Consider the following 15,900-nt stretch of genomic DNA (forward strand, 5'->3'; position numbering starts at 1 on the left):
TCGTCCTCAGGTTTTGAAGGTGGTGTTCGCCGGCCTGGGTTGCTGCCCGGGGTCGATCGAGGGTGGCGGGATGAACCACGGTTTGTTGTCGGCGCCGATGCGGATCACCCATTTCCCGACGAACCCTGATTTCCGGTGCATCAACCGATGATGTGAACGGCACAGCAGGACCAGGTTGTTCATCACCGTCGGGCCACCGTTCGCCCAGTGCCGGATATGGTGCGCATCCGTCCAGGCCGGTACACATGTGCAGCCGGGGAACGCGCAGCTTTTGTCCCGGGCGATCAACGCCACTCGCTGTTCGGCGGTGACCAATCGTTTTCCTGGTTGCGCATCCAAGGGCGCGCCGTGATCATCGAGCAGCACCGTGGACAGGAAACAATCGCACCCAAGGAGTCTGGTCTGCGACACCGACAGCGGTCCGAGCCAGGGCATGTGCCCGACATCGAGATCCGATACAGCCATTCCGTCATCAGCAGTGGAGGGTGTTGCGGCGCAGTCCCGATGCTCAGCGAGATCCCGAGCGTTGATGTGCACGTTCACGTGCGGGCGTTGGCCACCATCGGTACCGGTTTTCGCGCAGTCCAGATACCGGCGGATTAGTTCCGTGAACCCGTCCGCCGTGCGCTTCGGCGCCGACCGAGCATCCGGGGTTCCATCGGGTGCCGGGGTGGGCATCGTCAGATTCGACAACGCCGACAGCAGCATTTCACCGGTCAGGGCGTCGAAATCCCCACGCACCACCACCCGACCGTTCAATGTCGACGCGATCCGCAACTCGTTGAGATCGACATCCTCGGCGGGCGGGATCTCATCCGATTCGAACAACCGCTCCAAGGTCGCGATCACGTTCCGCACTTTCGTCGTCGTCGCCTCCACACCCGACGCAGCAGCCAACAACAAATCGATACACTTCGGTAATGCCTCCTCCGGCATGCCCTTCGGTGGTGACTCGCAGAACGCCACGATCAACACGGCATGCTCGAAGGAGCAGTCCCCGCAATCGAACCGAGCCGCCACCGCCGGAAACGGCCGCAAAGCCGCACCCAATGCGGCGATCTTCTTTCCGTCCCGAACCTGCAGCATCGTGTTGGCCGCCAACCACGCACCCGTCCCGCGGCTGGCGATCACCTCATCATCCGGCCGCAACGAGAGTTCGTCGACCACAGCCACTCGAACGGCTTCCAGGCGCAGAATCTCCGCACTCGCCTCGACAGCAGCAGCGCGCAACTCGGCAGCAGTCAACCGCCACAGGCGTCCGCGTAACCCCACCGCAGAACCAGACACCACATCCGACAACAAGACACTCATTGAATCCCCCGATCCCCTGCCCAAATCATACTCGAACATACGTTCGGGTCAAGGGTCGATTTCGCAGGGGCTAAGCGCTGATACTGTCGAGGTCGTGGACCACGTCGCAGCAGGCGCCGAGTAATTCGCGATCATGGCTGATGAGTAATACACCGACGCCGGTTTCGGCGGCGCGACTCTCGATCAACCGAATGAGCGCGGCCGTCGTGGCGGCGTCGAGCATCGCCGTCGCCTCGTCACAGATGAGGTATTTCGGTTGTTGCGCCAGCGATCTCGCCAGGCAGGCGCGCTGTAGTTGGCCGTCGCTCACCTGGTGTGGTCTGCGCGACAAGAGATCGGGAGTGAGGCCCACTTCTGCTGCCAGCGCGGCCACATCGATTGACCTACTGGCAATGTCACCGGGTTGGCCGATGATCGAGGCGAGCGTCTGCCGAGGGTCGGTCGATGCGCGAGGTGACTGAAACAGCATGGACACCGTGCCGCGTAGTGCCGCGGGTACCGAGAATTTGGTACCCACAACGGGTGATCCGTCGATCCGCACTTCGCCTGACCACGGTGCATCCAGCGAAGCGAGAATCCTTGCAAGTGTTGATTTTCCGGTGCCCGAAGGCCCGGTCAGGCCGATCAGCTTTCCCGACGGAATCTCGAGCGAGACGTTCTCGAGAACTGGCCGGTTGCGACGGTAACCGCTGGTGATTCCCAGAGCTTGCAGACTCATGTCAGCCCACCTTCCGCAGCGTTCGGTACGTGCGGTCACCCAATGTGACCAGTTCGGTCGGGCCACCGGATTGTTTCGACTCCGGGCGTCGTAGGTGATAGACGCACTCCTCGGGGAGATCGGTGAGTTGCGGTGGCGATCCCGGCATGGGAGTCAAACCTCTGGAAGGTAAGGCGCCGAGAAGGTCTCGGGTGTAATCGTGAAGCGGATCTTGGAACACCAGCGCGGCCGGACCGGTCTCCATGATGCGTGATGCGTACATGACGGCAAGTCGATCCGCGGCACCGCTGCGGGTAAGGGATGCCAGGTCATGGGTGATGAGCAGGACCGCCGCTCCGGCGTCCGCGCACTCTCGAAGTAATCCCATGACGTGGTCGGTGAGTTCGCGGTCGAGGTTGGCGGTGGGTTCGTCTGCGACGATCACCGACGGATTCCCGGCCAGCGCACCGGCAATGGCCACGCGTTGCGCCATGCCGCCCGACAGTTCGTGCGGGTAGCAGTCCAGGGCCGACGGTTCGAGTCCGACGCGAAGTGCCAAGGCATCGCAAGTGTGATCGCTGCCGAGTGCGTCGATCGTCTCCTGTAGTTGCGATCGCGCAGTCCGGACGGGGGTGAGATGTGTTGCGGCGGATTGTGGGACGAGAGCCACGTGCCGCCCACGGAACGCGGTGCCGGAGAAGACGTCGATCTCGAGGTCCGGTGTTGCGACGGTGACCGTTCCGGTTCGAGAAGCATTCGGCGGCAACATGTTCATGACCGAGGTGGCGATGATCGACTTGCCACACCCCGATTCCCCGACAAGTGCGGTCACCGTGCCGGCTGGAACGTCGAGGTCGATGTCGCTCGCAGCGTGAACTACCGATCCTCCGAGTAGAGGGATCCTGACGGTGAGAGATTCGATGCGCAGGCCGTGGTTCACAGTCGCAACTCCGAAGGTCGAGGGGGCGTGAGCATCGACCGCAGGGCCGAACCGGCGACGGCAACTGCGACGGTGGCGATCACGAGAACTGCGGCGGGGAATGCCAGCGTCCACCAACCGCCGAGGAGCAGAGAACTGCGTGCCTCTTCGAGAAGCGTCCCGAGACTGGGCTTGTGCGGGGGAAGGCCGAATCCCAGGAAGGACAACGTCGATTCGTGCCAGACGGCGTGGGGCAGCAGGAGAACGACTGCGATCAAAGCCTGTGGCGCCGTCGCCGGCACGAGGTGTCGCATGATCACGTGACGTCGACTGGCTCCCGCGAGAATGGCGGCGTCGATGTAGGGACGCTCGCGCAGACTCAAGATCTCGGAGCGGATGATCCGGGCCACTTGGGTCCAGTGGGTCAGTGCGATCGAAAGCACGATGGCGGCAATGCTTCCACGGAACATCGCGACGATGACGATGCCGAGCAACAGGTGGGGGAGTGCGTTGACGGCATCGGTGCCGCGCATGACGAACCTGTCCACCCAGCCGCCGACCAGTCCGGCCGTAGTGCCGACGGCGACGCCGATCACCGTGGCGAGCAGCGCGCAGGCGAGTGCGATCAGAAGTGAGGTTCTGATGCCTGCAGCTATGCGCACGAACAGATCTCGGCCCGCCGAGTCAGTTCCGAACGGGTGATCGAACGACGGAGCCAGGCGAGTCGCCGAGAAGTCTGTGACTCGGTCGTCGACGTCGGCCAACCATGGGACCAACGCCGCGTACAGCGCCACGAGGATCAGCACGCCGACGGCGATCTTGAAGCGTCGTTCAGCCATCGGTACTCACTCTCGGGTCGAGTACTGCAACGAGGACGTCGGCAATCAGTGAGCCGAGCATGACCGTCAATGTCGTACCGACGGTGAGGAACGCGAGCAGTGCCATGTCGAGGTCACGGGCTGACGAGACGATGGCGCCGGCGATCCCTGGCCAACTGAAGACCTCTTCCACCAGCACTGCCCCGACTATCAGCTCGGGCAGTCGCACGCCGACGATGTTCACGAAAGGCGCCAGTGAGGTCGGCAGTACGTGGCGTTTCGTGATGGTCGGCGTCGGGATTCCGCGTGCTACGGCGCCCGCGACAAATCCCTCACATTTCGAACCCACGACGGATTCTCGGACCGCGAGTAGGAGCCACGGCATCTGCGAGATGGAGAGGACCGTCACCGGTAGGACCAAGTGCCGGATCACCTGTCCCGGTGTGGGATCGGCACCCCCGTCGGTCAACCCGGCGACCGGGAGCCAGCCGAGAGTCAACGCGAAGAGCGCGATGGCACCCAGCGACAAGACAAACGGCGGAAGTCCTTGGACCACGACGCTCAGCCCGGACACGGTCTTGTCCAAGAATCCTCCACTGCGGATTCCGGCGAGAACACCGAGTGTCAGCGAGGCGAGAATCGCGATGAGGAGTGAGATACCGACCAGCAGCAGGGTCCATGGCAGACGCTCGGAGATAACTTGGGAAACAGGCTGATTGAACGATCTGGAGATCCCGAGATCACCGGTGAACACGCCCTGGAGCCAATTCCAGTACGTGCTGTACCAGGGGTTGTCGAAACCCATCTGATCGGCGATCAACGCTTTGTCCGCGTCGCTGGTCGTCATGTATCGCGTGCCCAGGTAGCCGACAAGTGGATCGAACGGTGAGATCGCGGCGGCGGCAAAGAGTCCCGCGGACACCACGGCGATCACCGGCACGATGAACAACACCCGCCGACCGACCATCGTGAGGATGGCCTTTCGGCGGGAGTTGCCACGGTGGCCGAGCGATTGCCGCGCGTCTACCCGAACGTCGACCGCTGTCATTGCCCTCTGGCCCACGTCTGCAGTGACCACCACGGGCCCCAGGTCACACCGTGTGAGTGTGGCTCGAGTACAGGTCCGGACATCTGCCAGTCCGAATCCTTCGAAACGTACGTATGGTCGAGGAATACGAGGATGACAAATCCGGGATCCTCGACGTACGCCTGCTGCACGTCGCGATACGCGGCGTCACGCGTTGCCTGATCCAGGCTGCGGCGTCCTACTTCCAGGCCTGCGTCGACTGCTGGATTGGAGTAGTCGCTGGCGTTGTCGTAGATGCTGCCGACCCCGGGCGCTATGTACTTCGAGTTCAGCGCGTCGTACGCCTGCGTGTCTGGATCGAAAGGTTCGTCTCCACCACCGAGAAGCGTCGAATCCTGGTTGATTCGAGGGTCTATGCGGTCCCAGGAGAGCGCTTCGAGATCCACCTCGATGCCGACAGCGAGAGCATCGGAGGCAAATGCCTGAGCGAGATCACGTCGAACGGTGTCGACGGAGTTGTACATGATCGTGAACTGCGCCCGCTGACCGTCTTTCGAACGGATTCCGTCGGCACCTTCGATCCAGCCCGCTTCGGTGAGAATTCGCTCGGCCTCGGCCGGGTCGTAGGCGAAGGTTGCGTTCGGGTTGTACGAATCGCCGTAGACCTCGGGGATCGGAGTGGCGGCGACGCGGCCGTGTCCGCCCAGGACGTTGTCGATCATCGACTGGCGATCGGCGGCGAGGTTGAGCGCCATCCGTACGGCTTTGTCGCCTGCCACGGGATTGTTCGTCGGAAGTGAGAGACCGCGCCAGTCCGCTGACTGATGGGCAGTCACCGACATGTTGTCTTTGCCCGAGAACGTATTGGCAAGCAGTGGAGGGAGATTGGTTCCGTCGATCTCGCCGGACACCATACGTTGGGCGCGGGTGTTGTCGTCCGGAACGTAGAGGAGAGTGAGCTTCTTGATCTCCGGTGCACCGTCCCAGTAGTTCTCGTTCGCCTCGAAGACCGCTCGATCCGGTGAGAGATCGACGAGTGTGTACGGACCCGTACCGACAGGCGCGGTGTTCAACGGCGATTCGGCGGCAAGTCCGGGTGTCGCGAGGGATTCCGACGGGACCATGCCGATCAGCATTTTCGTCAGCAGGGGCGCATACGAGTACGCGAGGCGGAACTCGACTGTGTTGTCGTCGACGGCCACGACATCGCTGATCATGTCGTACGACGAACGCGCTTCGGAGGCGGAAGCGGGATCGAGGATCGCCTTGTACGTGGCAACCACGTCGGCGGCGTCGAAGGTCGATCCGTCGGAGAAGGTGACCCCGTCGCGGAGTTTGACCGTCCAGACTGTCGCGTCGGCGTTGGCAGTGGGCATCTCCGCGGCCAGAGACGGCTCGAATCCCGGCATGCCGGTCCCTCCGGTGAGTCGGACGAGACCGTCGTACATCTTGGCCTCGCCGGCAGCGCCGAAGCCTGCGACCGGGTTGTAGCCGCCCAGCTCGTAGCCGTCGGCCAAGACCAGGCCGTCGTTGTTGCCCGAGGAGTCGGTGCCAGTCGGGCTACTGCACGACGTGATCAGAAGTGCGCCGATTGCGGCGGTTGCGGTGAGCGTCAGAACGCCTGGTTTGTGGAGTTTCACGGGTGTCCTTTCCTTGGTGGACAGGTGTCCGAAAACATCTGTTCACCTATTCAGGTATTCATATGATCTCATCTCGAAACGGATATTTCGCACAAAGGCCGAACGCTGGGACCTTGGCCCCGTGAGTGGCACTCCGAGAGCGCTGTTATCGCAGGCCGTAGTCTGTTCCCCGTGCGCGTACTAGTAATCGGCTCCGGAGCCCGTGAACATGCCCTCCTTCTCTCTCTTGCTCGCGATCCAGGTGTCACGGCCCTGATCTGCGCGCCTGGCAATGCCGGGATCGCAAAAATCGCCGAGCAGCACCCCATCGACGTCGCTTCGGGTGACGCGGTTACCGCGCTGGCCCAGAAGGTCGAAGCCGACCTCGTCGTCATCGGACCCGAGGTTCCGCTGGTCCTCGGTGTCGCAGACGCGGTGCGGGCAGCAGGTATCGCCTGCTTCGGGCCTTCGGCCGACGCCGCCCGCATCGAGGGATCGAAGGCTTTCGCCAAGGACGTGATGGCTGTCGCCGGCGTCAAGACCGCTCACAGTGAGATCGTCGACAATCCGGCCAAGCTCGACGAAGCACTCGACCGCTTCGGTCCCAACTGGGTGGTCAAGGACGACGGATTGGCCGCGGGTAAGGGCGTAGTCGTCACGACGGATCGTCTCGCCGCGCGCGATCATGCCGCAGAACTGCTCGAGACCGGACACCCGGTTCTCCTCGAGTCCTTCCTCGACGGTCCGGAAGTTTCGCTCTTCTGCCTCGTCGACGGCGAAACTGTGATCCCGCTGCTCCCGGCTCAGGACCACAAGCGTGTCGGCGACGGAGACTCCGGACCCAACACCGGCGGTATGGGCGCGTACACCCCATTGCCGTGGCTGCCCGACGAGATGGTCACGCAGATCGTCGATGACGTCGTCAAGCCCGTCGCTGCCGAGTTGGTCGCGCGCGGTAGCAGTTTCTCCGGCCTTCTCTACGCCGGTCTGGCGATCGGTGTCGACGGCCCGGCCGTCGTCGAATTCAACTGCCGGTTCGGTGACCCCGAAACTCAGGCCGTGCTTGCTCTCCTCGAAACGCCGCTGGGCGGTCTACTCAATGCGGCCTCGACCGGAACACTCGATTCGGTCGGTCCGTTGCAGTGGCGCGACGGTTCCGCTGTCACGGTCGTGATTGCCGCGGAGAACTACCCGGCAACCCCACGCACCGGCGACGTGATCACCGGAGCGGACGCCGACGGAGTCCTGCACGCCGGTACCAAGAAGCGTGAAGACGGTGCCGTCGTCTCGGCCGGCGGGCGTGTGCTGAGTGTTGTCGGAGTTGGCAAGGATCTGACCGAAGCTCGCGACGACGCCTACGCAAAGATCGCCGACGTCAAGCTTCCCGGCGGTCATTTCCGCAAGGACATCGGACTCGGCGCCGTCGAAGGTCGCATCTCAATTCCCTGACTCGTTCTTTCGGAGGGCCGGTGAACTTTCTGTTCATCGGCCCTTTTCATGGAAAATCAACGGTTCCTCGAAGTTACCCACGAGTATGGACTTCTCGTTCGGTTTCTCCCGGTATATCTCAGCGCGGGGGTCACGGAAAGAGAAGGGCACACTTGAGCATTCGCGCTGGATTCAACGAACGGCACGCACGTACCAATTCCACGCTCTCGCGTAGAAACTTCTTGGCAGCAACAGGATTAGCTGTGGGGGCCGCCGCACTCTCGTCCTCGTGGACCACGGCGGCCGCTGCGCCCAGACGAGCATTGAACGACGGAGACCGTGTCCCCGCGCTCGTGATCGGCAGTGGATACGGCGGTGCCGTTGCAGCACTTCGCCTGACGCAGGCCGGTATCGACACGCACATGGTCGAGATGGGGAAGTCGTGGACCACACCAGGGTCCGACGGCAAGATCTTCTGCCCGATGCTCTCGCCCGACGGTCGGTCCTTCTGGCTCAGAGACCGTACAGTTCAACCGGTTTCACACTTTTCCGGCGGCTCGGTGGACAAGAACATCAGCCGCTACGTCGGCGTTCTCGACGCCGAGGACTTCGGCGGGATCAAGGTCTACCAAGGCCGAGGGGTCGGCGGCGGGTCACTGGTCAACGGCGGTATGGCCGTCACACCCAAGCGCAACTACTTCGAAGAGATCCTGCCCGGGGTCGATTCCAACGAGATGTACTCGACGTACTTCCCGCGGGCCAACGCTGCGCTCGGAGTCAACAACATCGACCCGGCCTGGTTCGAATCGACCGAGTACTACAAGTTCGCGCGGACGGGGCGAAAGACCGCTGAGAGATCCGGTTACACAACAACGTTCGTTCCGAATGTCTACGACTTCAACTACATGAAGCAGGAAGCTGCCGGCCAGGTCACCAAGTCCGCTCTGGTCAGTGAGGTCATCTACGGCAACAATGCCGGAAAGAAGTCACTGGACAAAACGTACCTCGCTGCGGCATCCGCCACCGGCAAGCTCACCATTTCAGCTCTGCACGTCGTGACCTCGGTTGCCCCGGCCGCGACCGGCGGTGGCTATCAAGTGGTGATGAACCAGATCAACGAGCAGGGCAATACCGTCGGCACCAAGACAGTGACGGCGGACAAGGTCTTCTTCGCGGCCGGCAGTATCGGGACCAGCAAGCTCCTGGTCGCGATGAAAGCGCAAGGGCAGCTGGCGAATTTGCCGGGTGCAGTTGGACAGGAATGGGGTCACAACGGCAACGTGATGGTGGGCCGCGCCAATCACATGTGGGACGCCACCGGTGCGAAGCAGTCGGCGATCCCCGTGATGGGTATCGACAACTGGGCCGACACATCCGCTCCCGTCTTTGCGGAAATCGCACCCTTCCCGGCCGGTACCGAACTGTGGGTCAGCCTGTACTTGGCGATTGCCAAGAATCCGCAACGTGCTCAGTTCCAATTCAACTCGGCAACAGGCAAAGTCGGATTGAACTGGCAGCGCTCGCAGAACCAGCCGTCGATCGACATGGCGAAGAAGCTCTTCGACAAGATCAACAAGAAGGAAGGCACGATCTACCGGACCGACCTCTTCGGCCCGACGCAGACGTGGGGCGATCAGTTGACGTACCACCCCCTCGGCGGTTGTGTGCTCGGCAAGGCGACCGACGGCTACGGTCGTCTGCCGGAGTACCCGGGTCTGTACGTCATGGATGGATCCCTCGTACCGGGCAATGTGGGAGTCAATCCGTTCGTCACCATCACCGCTCTGGCCGAACGGAATATCGAGAACATCATTGCGAACGACATGAACTAGGGCGGTGACTCGTCAGCAGGTGCGGTGCGGTGCGGCAGGTGCTGCACCGCACCGCTTCTGTATGTCCCGGAGTGTCATCGCGGCGCGTGATCTCGCAATGATCGATTGACTCGGTCGAGGATGCCGACGGCAGTGGTCAATGTGTCGAGGTCGCCCTCGTCGAGGGACGCCAATTCTTCGGCGAGAACGCCGATGCGTAGTTCGGATCGACGGTCTCGTCGCGCGCTTCGTTCGTCCTTCACGAAAAGTGTGCTCACTCGGCCGTCCGTGGGATCGGGTCGCCGTTCGATCAGGTCTTTGTCGGAGAGTGTGCGCACCAGCGTGCTGACGGTGTTCGGGCGTCTGGAGAGACGATCGGCGACCGCCCCGATGCGAGTGCCCGGATGGTGTGCGACATCGTGAAGTACTTCGGATTGTGCCTCTGGCAGAGTCGCGTCGGTACCCGACGTATCCATGTATTCCCGCAGCGCTCGACGCAATTCGAACGCCGCAGCGATGAGTGATCTCGATGCTTCTTCCGCGGTGGGCATGCGATCGGAGTAGCGATCGACCCCGTGTGATCCACGCCCTGGAACTGTATCTGACACAGATATAGTTTACAGTTCTTCAAAGGGTAGGGTCACCTAACCATGACGGAAGATGAAGCTGTCATGCTTCACGACGTACGGGACACGATCATGAATTTTCGAAAGAAGTCACGCAGTGTAATGCTGATCGGCGCACTGACATTGGTGGCAGCTCTCAGTGGCTGCTCGAGCGAGGACGCGTCGCCCACAGATGCCGAGATCAGTGCGTCGGCTCCGGCGGACTCTGCGTTTGTCGCTCCGCGAGAAGTCCCGGTTGGAATGGGGAGCGGAAAGTCGGACGGCGAGTTCCCTCGTACCGTCTCACACTTCAAAGGGGACACCACGATCGAATCGCAGCCCGAAAAGGTTGTCGTCATCTCGACCGGGCAAGCAGATGCACTCCTGTCGCTCGGTGTCGTGCCCGCAGGTTCGACGCGTGGTGACGGTGCGGACCTGGTGCCTCCGTACTTGTTGTCTGCGTACCCCGAATTCCGTACTCAGCTAAGTGATGTCGTTGACGCAGGTGGACGCTTCACACCGAATTTCGAAGCGATCGTCACGCTCGATCCTGACCTGATCTTGATGAATGTTGCAGGAAAGGACGCTGATTCGCTGTACGACCAGCTTTCCGCCATCGCACCCACGGTGGCAACACAGGGGACCGGCGTCTACTGGAAGCAGGACTTCCTGCTGGTTGCCGACGGGGTAGGTAGGACGCAGCAGGCGACGGCACTGCTGGATACCTTCAATACCGATGCCGCGGCCCTCGGTGCTTCCCTCTCGTCGCCGCCGACGGTGTCGTTCACGCGCCAGAACGGAAATCGTCTGCGCATCTTCGGTATTCCTTCGTTCACCGGCAGTATCGCCGAGGATGCCGGCTTGACCCGTCCGCAGTCGCAGCAGTTCGACGACACTTCCCGAGACATCAGTGAAGAAGAGTTGAACGTGGCGGACGCCGACTGGATCTTCTACGGCGTGCAGGGCGGGGACCCGGCGACATTGACGAACGCGCCGTTGTGGGCGCAGTTACGTGGTGTGGTCGCCAACCACGCCGTCGCTGTTGACGATGACGTCTTCTACCTCAATACCGGGCCGACTGCGGCTCGTGAAGTGCTGAAGGTTCTGCAGAGCGCATTGCAGCAGTAGTCGATTCAGCTTGGTTGTGAGTGCCGACGAATCGGAAGAGGGCTCCACCCACCGTGACGGCAAGCGTCGCGAGAATGGCTCCGGCGATGACGTCGGTGAGCCAGTGCGCACCCAAGTAGAGGCGAGTCAGCGCGACGACGACGGTGACCGTCACGGCGAGGAGCATCAGAAGGCGTTTGACGGCCGCTGTTCGGTCGACGCTCACAACGAGAACGGCAATGCCGAACAGCGCTGCTGTGCCCGTCACGTGACCGGAGGGGAACGAGTGGCCGGTCTCGAGAAGAACCTGGATGTTGGTCGGCGGACGTTCGCGACCGACGAGCGCTTTGATTACCGTGCTGGCGACCGCCGCCCCGCCAACGGTTCCGATCACGATCAAGCCCGGAACGACCGAACGCGCTCGCCATGAGATGAGCACTCCGCAGGTGATCCCGAGCAGCGCGGTGGCGACAGGGCTACCGAGATCTGTGACGGCGACCGCGATCTGGTTCAGGGCGCCGCTCCGATGATCGACCATCCAGTCGGTCACCGGCCCGTCGAAGCTCGTCAACCACCCGCTTCCATACACCTGGATCGACAGCGTCACCAGTGCAAGCACGAGTCCGCACGTGCGAAGGGCTGTAGACCGAACGCTGGAAGCTCGGTAGATCGAACCGAACGCGAACAGAGCTGCGGCCACCACGATTGCGGCAACCGCGATCTCTGCGGTGGTGCTCTCGGTCAGGACTTCGGTGACCACGTTTCGCACGGTCGACACAGTTGCAGGCATGAATGCAGTGTGACGATCCGAAGCTGAAGAAACGCTGAACGGAACTCGGCCCTGGGTCTACCGTCTGCTCTACTGGGTGCATCCGAACAACTGCGTGGCGACGAAACGGGGCCGGTGGTGCGAGTACTGGTGGTCGAAGACGAAGTGCGCCTGGCCGAGACGATCCGGCGGGGATTGGTGGCCGAGGGATTCGTGACCGCCGTCGAACTCAACGGTGACGACGGATTCGCGACTGCGTGCAGTGACGAATTCGACGTGATCGTTCTCGACATCATGTTGCCGGGCAAACACGGGTACGACATCGTGCGGGATCTACGCGCCCGGGAGATCTGGACGCCGATCCTCATGCTCTCGGCAAAGGACGGCGAATACGACCTGGCTGATGCATTCGATCTCGGCGCCGACGACTACCTGGTCAAGCCATTCTCGTTTGTCGTGTTTCTCGCTCGGCTGCGCGCACTGGTGCGTCGCGGCGCTCCACAACGTCCGGCGATACTCTCCATTGGACACCTGTCCCTCGACCCGGCCAAACATCAGGTGAGCAGAGCGGGAATCGAATTGACCCTGACGCCAAGGGAGTACAGCGTTCTCGAATTCTTGATGCGCAACAATGGTGTGGTGGTCACGAAGACCGAGATCGTTCGCTCTGTCTGGGACACCAACTACGAAGGTGACGAGAACATCGTCGAGGTGTATATCGGTTACCTTCGTAAGAAGCTCGACCTCCCGTTCGGAACTCAGAGCATCGAAACGGTCCGAGGCGTCGGGTACCGCTTTGTCGGCACTGCCTGATCTTCAGTCGTTCGGTACCGGAATCGTCACCTCGAATCGACTTCCACCGCCCGCCCTCTCGCTGACGGAAATGGTTCCGTGGTGCGCCGCAACTATTTCCGACGCGATGGCGAGTCCAAGTCCGGACCCGCCTCCCTGCCTCGACCGCGGCTGGTCCAGGCGGACGAAGCGTCCGAAGATTCGTTCGCGTTCTGCTGCAGGGATTCCGGGCCCGTCGTCCTCGATCACGATGTGGGCTTCGTTTCCGGCTTCGGAGCACTCGAGATACACGAGGGTCTCCGCATGCCGCACTGCATTGTCCACGAGGTTTCGCACCATCCGCGTCAATGCTCTCGGGTCTCCGGAGACCCTCGAGATACACGAGGGTCTCCGCATGCCGCACTGCATTGTCCACGAGGTTTCGCACCATCCGCGTCAATGCTCTCGGGTCTCCGGAGACCCGAACCGGAGCCACGGCAGCGGCGACCGTAACTTCGGAGATACCGTCGATCCTTTTCTGCTCGGCGAACAAGATGTCATCGAGGTCGACGTCGACGACGATGCCGAACTTTTCGAGTTCGCTTTCGTCAGAGCGCGCGAGAATCAACAGGTCTTCGATCAACTGCCGCATTCGGCGCGCCTCGGGAAGTAGTGCGTCTTCGATCAGCGCGTCGTCGAGGAGATCCGGGCGTCGGTGTGCCAGTTCGAGGGCCGTCGTGATCGTGGACAGCGGACTGCGTAACTCGTGTGAGGCATCGCTGACAAATCGTTGCTGGGCCAGCGCACCTTCGTCGAGGCGCGCCAGCATGTCGTTCATTGTTGTTGCCAGTCGGGCTATCTCGTCGTTCCCTGACGGGACAGGCACTCGTTCACCTTGACGCCCACTCGAAATCGATGCTACCCGAGCGCGGATGCGTTCGACGGGAGCGAGGGCCGAACCGACGAGGCGGTAGGTGGCAAACGCTGCCAGCCCCAGGACCAGAGGTCCGACGATGGCCAGCAGAACGGCAACGGTCGTCACCACGGTTTCAACCGGTTCGCGGTCGGCGCCGACGAAGACGGTGACTGGTCCGGTCGGCGTCTGAGCGCCTCGCCCGATCAGCCAGTAGTCCTCGTCGTCGGACTTCTTGACCCTTCCGAGAGCGTCCGACTCGTCAGGGCCGAGAAAACGTTCGGACAGGAGGTCGCTGTCGGTTCCAGGTGATTGGGCGACTATTCGGTGATCGGCGTCGACGATCTGCACGATTCCGATCTGACTGTCTGTGGACAGAAGCGAAGGGTCGAGATCGGCCGGGTTTTTTTCCGTTGAGCTGCTGGACCAATTGCGTGGCGCGAGCTTCGGAGCCGTTCAGCGCGGACAGATGCAGGGAGTTTGCCAGCACGAAAACCAGTGCAAGCCCGGCGATCACCAGGCAGAAGGCGATCACGAGTGTCGAAGCCACGGTCGAACGGGCACGCACGCTCCACCGGGAGGGGTGCAGAATCGACTCGCCGATGAAGTTCATGGCGTCCAGTCTGTACCTTCTCGGCTGTGCATTTACGAAGACGGGTGACGCGGTCCCGTAATCGGACCGCGTCACCCGTCTAGAGGATCAGGCCACTCGCTTGGCGGTGCGGCCGCCGAATTCGAGCATCACGGCGCGACCGGTGTCGTCGGTGACGAAGCGGCCCAACGCCCGGGTGGTGTCGGCGCGAGCAGCGAAGTCACGGTCGTTGAGGAAGGCGATCGGGATTGCCGGCGGCCAGACGATGTCCTCGTATTCACCGAGATCCTGCGCGCTGCCCATCCGGATGCCGATTCCCTCGTCACCGGGGGCGACGGTCATCGTCAGTGAGCCGGCCTGATACTTGCCCAGGACTGCGTCGACGGCAGCGGGTTCGGGCTCGACCACGTCCAGGGATGCCGGCGTGGGTAGTTCAGTGAGGTTGGCCATGCACCAGTCGACGATCTTCTTGCCGATTCCGCCGCCGAGGGCGTTGGTCAGCACGGTGACGGCGAAGTTCTTCTCGGGCACTGTCATGAACTCGGAGACCTGGAGGTTGCTCACGTTTCCGCCATGCCGCACTACCTGCGTGGTTCCGTATCGAGTCAACAGCCATCCCAGGCCGACTTCTTCGAACATCATCGCGGCGGGACGCTGCGGCTTCTGCATCAACAACCGGGTGGACTCGTCGAGTGGCTGTCCTTCGCCGGGGTGTTCGCCAGACAGTGCGTAACGTGCCCAGACGAGTTGGTCTCGCACCGAGGACCACATTCCGCCGCAAGGGATCATGCCGCGGTCCAGTCCGGTTTCGTTGGACACGAACGGCACACCGTCGCGGATGTAGTGACCGAGTGCGAACCGGTGGGTCATCACGTCCCAGGGCAGGAAGGCCGAGTTCTTCATTTCGAGGGGGTCGAGCACGCGCTGCTTGACCAGCTCTTCGAAGGTCAGTCCGCTGATCTTGGCCACGACATGTCCGGCGAGAACGAATCCGGAGTTGCTGTAGGAGAAGACTTCTCCGACGGGAAATTCTTGTCGCAGTTCGTTCAGCCGTGAAACCGAGCGTCCCAGGGCGTCTTCGCCCCAGCCTGCCGAGAGGCCCGCGTCGCCGGTGAATCCGCCGGTGTGGGTGAGGAGGTGACGCATCGTGACTGTGCGCGTGGCTGTTTCGTCGGCGAAGGTCAGTTCGGGGACGTACTCGACCAACGGGGTGTCGAGATCGAGTAGGCCGTCCTCGACGAGTGCCATCGCGGCTGTTGCGGCGAACACCTTTGTGGTGGAGCCGATCATGAACATCGTCTTGTCGGTGACCGGGAGTTGGGTTTCGACGCTCTCGATGCCACTGGTGACGACGATGTCCTTGTCGCCGTGAACGATGCCGACCGAGACGCCGGGGATGTTTGCCTCGACCCTCCACTGATCGACGAGTTCTTGAAGCTGTTCTTGCATCTTTGATTCCTCGAGTTCGCTGGCGTTCTGTGTTTCGGCGTTCTGTGTTTCCGTCATCGTATGT

Annotated in this window: 15 protein-coding genes and 1 pseudogene; 5 read left to right on the plus strand and 11 right to left on the minus strand. The window is 62.1% G+C overall.

Annotated features, from left to right (window positions below):
* Positions 1-6: 6 nt before the first annotated feature.
* The 6 genes from KTR60_RS04930 to KTR60_RS04955 form a co-directional block, all read right to left on the minus strand.
* The gene (locus KTR60_RS04930) at positions 7-1,311 is read right to left on the minus strand and encodes an HNH endonuclease signature motif containing protein (protein ID WP_228401907.1); all 1,305 of its coding nucleotides are present in this window, start codon (positions 1,309-1,311) and stop codon (positions 7-9) included.
* Positions 1,312-1,381: 70 nt separating this feature from the next.
* Entirely contained in the window at positions 1,382-2,029 is a 648-nt protein-coding gene (locus tag KTR60_RS04935) for an ABC transporter ATP-binding protein (protein WP_003945821.1), read from the minus strand.
* A gap of 1 nt (position 2,030) precedes the next feature.
* The gene (locus KTR60_RS04940; RefSeq protein ID WP_228401908.1) at positions 2,031-2,948 is read right to left on the minus strand and encodes an ABC transporter ATP-binding protein; all 918 of its coding nucleotides are present in this window, start codon (positions 2,946-2,948) and stop codon (positions 2,031-2,033) included.
* Positions 2,945-3,766, minus strand: a complete 822-nt coding sequence (locus KTR60_RS04945; RefSeq protein ID WP_228401909.1) for an ABC transporter permease — start codon at positions 3,764-3,766, stop codon at positions 2,945-2,947. Before KTR60_RS04945 ends, KTR60_RS04940 begins: the two co-directional genes overlap by 4 nt.
* Entirely contained in the window at positions 3,759-4,793 is a 1,035-nt protein-coding gene (locus KTR60_RS04950; RefSeq protein WP_228402263.1) for an ABC transporter permease, read from the minus strand. Before KTR60_RS04950 ends, KTR60_RS04945 begins: the two co-directional genes overlap by 8 nt.
* On the minus strand, positions 4,790-6,412 hold the full coding sequence (locus KTR60_RS04955) for an ABC transporter substrate-binding protein (protein WP_042452680.1): 1,623 nt from the start codon (positions 6,410-6,412) through the stop codon (positions 4,790-4,792). Before KTR60_RS04955 ends, KTR60_RS04950 begins: the two co-directional genes overlap by 4 nt.
* Positions 6,413-6,583: 171 nt before the next feature.
* Between KTR60_RS04955 and purD the strand changes: the two genes are divergently transcribed.
* On the plus strand, positions 6,584-7,840 hold the full coding sequence (purD, locus tag KTR60_RS04960; RefSeq protein ID WP_042452678.1) for a phosphoribosylamine--glycine ligase: 1,257 nt from the start codon (positions 6,584-6,586) through the stop codon (positions 7,838-7,840).
* Between the two features lie 242 nt (positions 7,841-8,082).
* Positions 8,083-9,651 (plus strand): GMC oxidoreductase, encoded by a 1,569-nt coding sequence (locus KTR60_RS04965; protein WP_007734403.1) that lies wholly within the window; start codon positions 8,083-8,085, stop codon positions 9,649-9,651.
* A gap of 74 nt (positions 9,652-9,725) precedes the next feature.
* On the opposite strand, the gene KTR60_RS04970 is transcribed toward KTR60_RS04965, so the two are convergent.
* The gene (locus tag KTR60_RS04970) at positions 9,726-10,238 is read right to left on the minus strand and encodes a MarR family winged helix-turn-helix transcriptional regulator (protein ID WP_003945763.1); all 513 of its coding nucleotides are present in this window, start codon (positions 10,236-10,238) and stop codon (positions 9,726-9,728) included.
* Positions 10,239-10,280: 42 nt separating this feature from the next.
* Here KTR60_RS04970 and KTR60_RS04975 point away from each other — a divergent pair, with 42 nt between their 5' ends.
* The gene (locus KTR60_RS04975; RefSeq protein ID WP_228401910.1) at positions 10,281-11,363 is read left to right on the plus strand and encodes an ABC transporter substrate-binding protein; all 1,083 of its coding nucleotides are present in this window, start codon (positions 10,281-10,283) and stop codon (positions 11,361-11,363) included.
* Here KTR60_RS04975 and KTR60_RS04980 read toward each other — a convergent pair.
* Positions 11,299-12,132 carry a phosphatase PAP2 family protein gene (locus tag KTR60_RS04980; protein WP_228401911.1) on the minus strand — a complete coding sequence of 278 codons (834 nt, stop codon included), beginning with the start codon at positions 12,130-12,132 and terminating at the stop codon, positions 11,299-11,301. The genes KTR60_RS04975 and KTR60_RS04980 overlap by 65 nt on opposite strands.
* 117 nt (positions 12,133-12,249) lie before the next feature.
* On the opposite strand from KTR60_RS04980, the gene KTR60_RS04985 reads away from it, so the two are divergent.
* Entirely contained in the window at positions 12,250-12,924 is a 675-nt protein-coding gene (locus KTR60_RS04985) for a response regulator transcription factor (protein ID WP_228401912.1), read from the plus strand.
* Between the two features lie 3 nt (positions 12,925-12,927).
* Here KTR60_RS04985 and KTR60_RS29285 read toward each other — a convergent pair whose 3' ends face one another.
* Positions 12,928-13,227 (minus strand): sensor histidine kinase, encoded by a 300-nt coding sequence (locus tag KTR60_RS29285; RefSeq protein WP_416309258.1) that lies wholly within the window; start codon positions 13,225-13,227, stop codon positions 12,928-12,930.
* Between the two features lie 70 nt (positions 13,228-13,297).
* Between KTR60_RS29285 and KTR60_RS29290 the strand changes: the two genes are divergently transcribed.
* Entirely contained in the window at positions 13,298-13,555 is a 258-nt protein-coding gene (locus KTR60_RS29290) for a hypothetical protein (RefSeq protein ID WP_416309259.1), read from the plus strand.
* Here the strand turns inward: KTR60_RS29290 and KTR60_RS29295 are convergent.
* Both KTR60_RS29295 and KTR60_RS04995 read right to left on the minus strand, forming a co-directional pair.
* Positions 13,547-14,146 (minus strand): annotated as a pseudogene (locus KTR60_RS29295) (HAMP domain-containing protein); the annotation flags it as partial. The gene KTR60_RS29290 and the pseudogene KTR60_RS29295 sit on opposite strands and share 9 nt — an antisense overlap.
* 349 nt (positions 14,147-14,495) lie before the next feature.
* A complete protein-coding gene (locus KTR60_RS04995) occupies positions 14,496-15,893 on the minus strand; it encodes a serine hydrolase domain-containing protein (protein WP_007734413.1) in 1,398 nt (465 codons plus the stop codon).
* Between the last annotated feature and the right edge of the window lie 7 nt (positions 15,894-15,900).

It is taken from the genome of Rhodococcus sp. C1, assembly GCF_020809065.1.
In the GTDB taxonomy this organism is placed as follows: Bacteria; Actinomycetota; Actinomycetes; order Mycobacteriales; family Mycobacteriaceae; genus Rhodococcus_F; species Rhodococcus_F qingshengii.

What these genes read in the sequence shown, in the direction of transcription:
- KTR60_RS04995 (WP_007734413.1), bottom strand. Translation starts at nt 15,893, where the DNA reads ATGACGGAAACACAGAACGCCGAAACACAGAACGCCAGCGAACTCGAG.
- KTR60_RS04980 (WP_228401911.1), bottom strand. Translation starts at nt 12,132, where the DNA reads ATGCCTGCAACTGTGTCGACCGTGCGAAACGTGGTCACCGAAGTCCTG.
- KTR60_RS04945 (WP_228401909.1), bottom strand. Translation starts at nt 3,766, where the DNA reads ATGGCTGAACGACGCTTCAAGATCGCCGTCGGCGTGCTGATCCTCGTG.
- KTR60_RS04975 (WP_228401910.1), top strand. Translation starts at nt 10,281, where the DNA reads ATGACGGAAGATGAAGCTGTCATGCTTCACGACGTACGGGACACGATC.
- KTR60_RS04930 (WP_228401907.1), bottom strand. Translation starts at nt 1,311, where the DNA reads ATGAGTGTCTTGTTGTCGGATGTGGTGTCTGGTTCTGCGGTGGGGTTA.
- KTR60_RS29290 (WP_416309259.1), top strand. Translation starts at nt 13,298, where the DNA reads ATGCCGCACTGCATTGTCCACGAGGTTTCGCACCATCCGCGTCAATGC.
- KTR60_RS04935 (WP_003945821.1), bottom strand. Translation starts at nt 2,029, where the DNA reads ATGAGTCTGCAAGCTCTGGGAATCACCAGCGGTTACCGTCGCAACCGG.
- KTR60_RS04950 (WP_228402263.1), bottom strand. Translation starts at nt 4,793, where the DNA reads ATGACAGCGGTCGACGTTCGGGTAGACGCGCGGCAATCGCTCGGCCAC.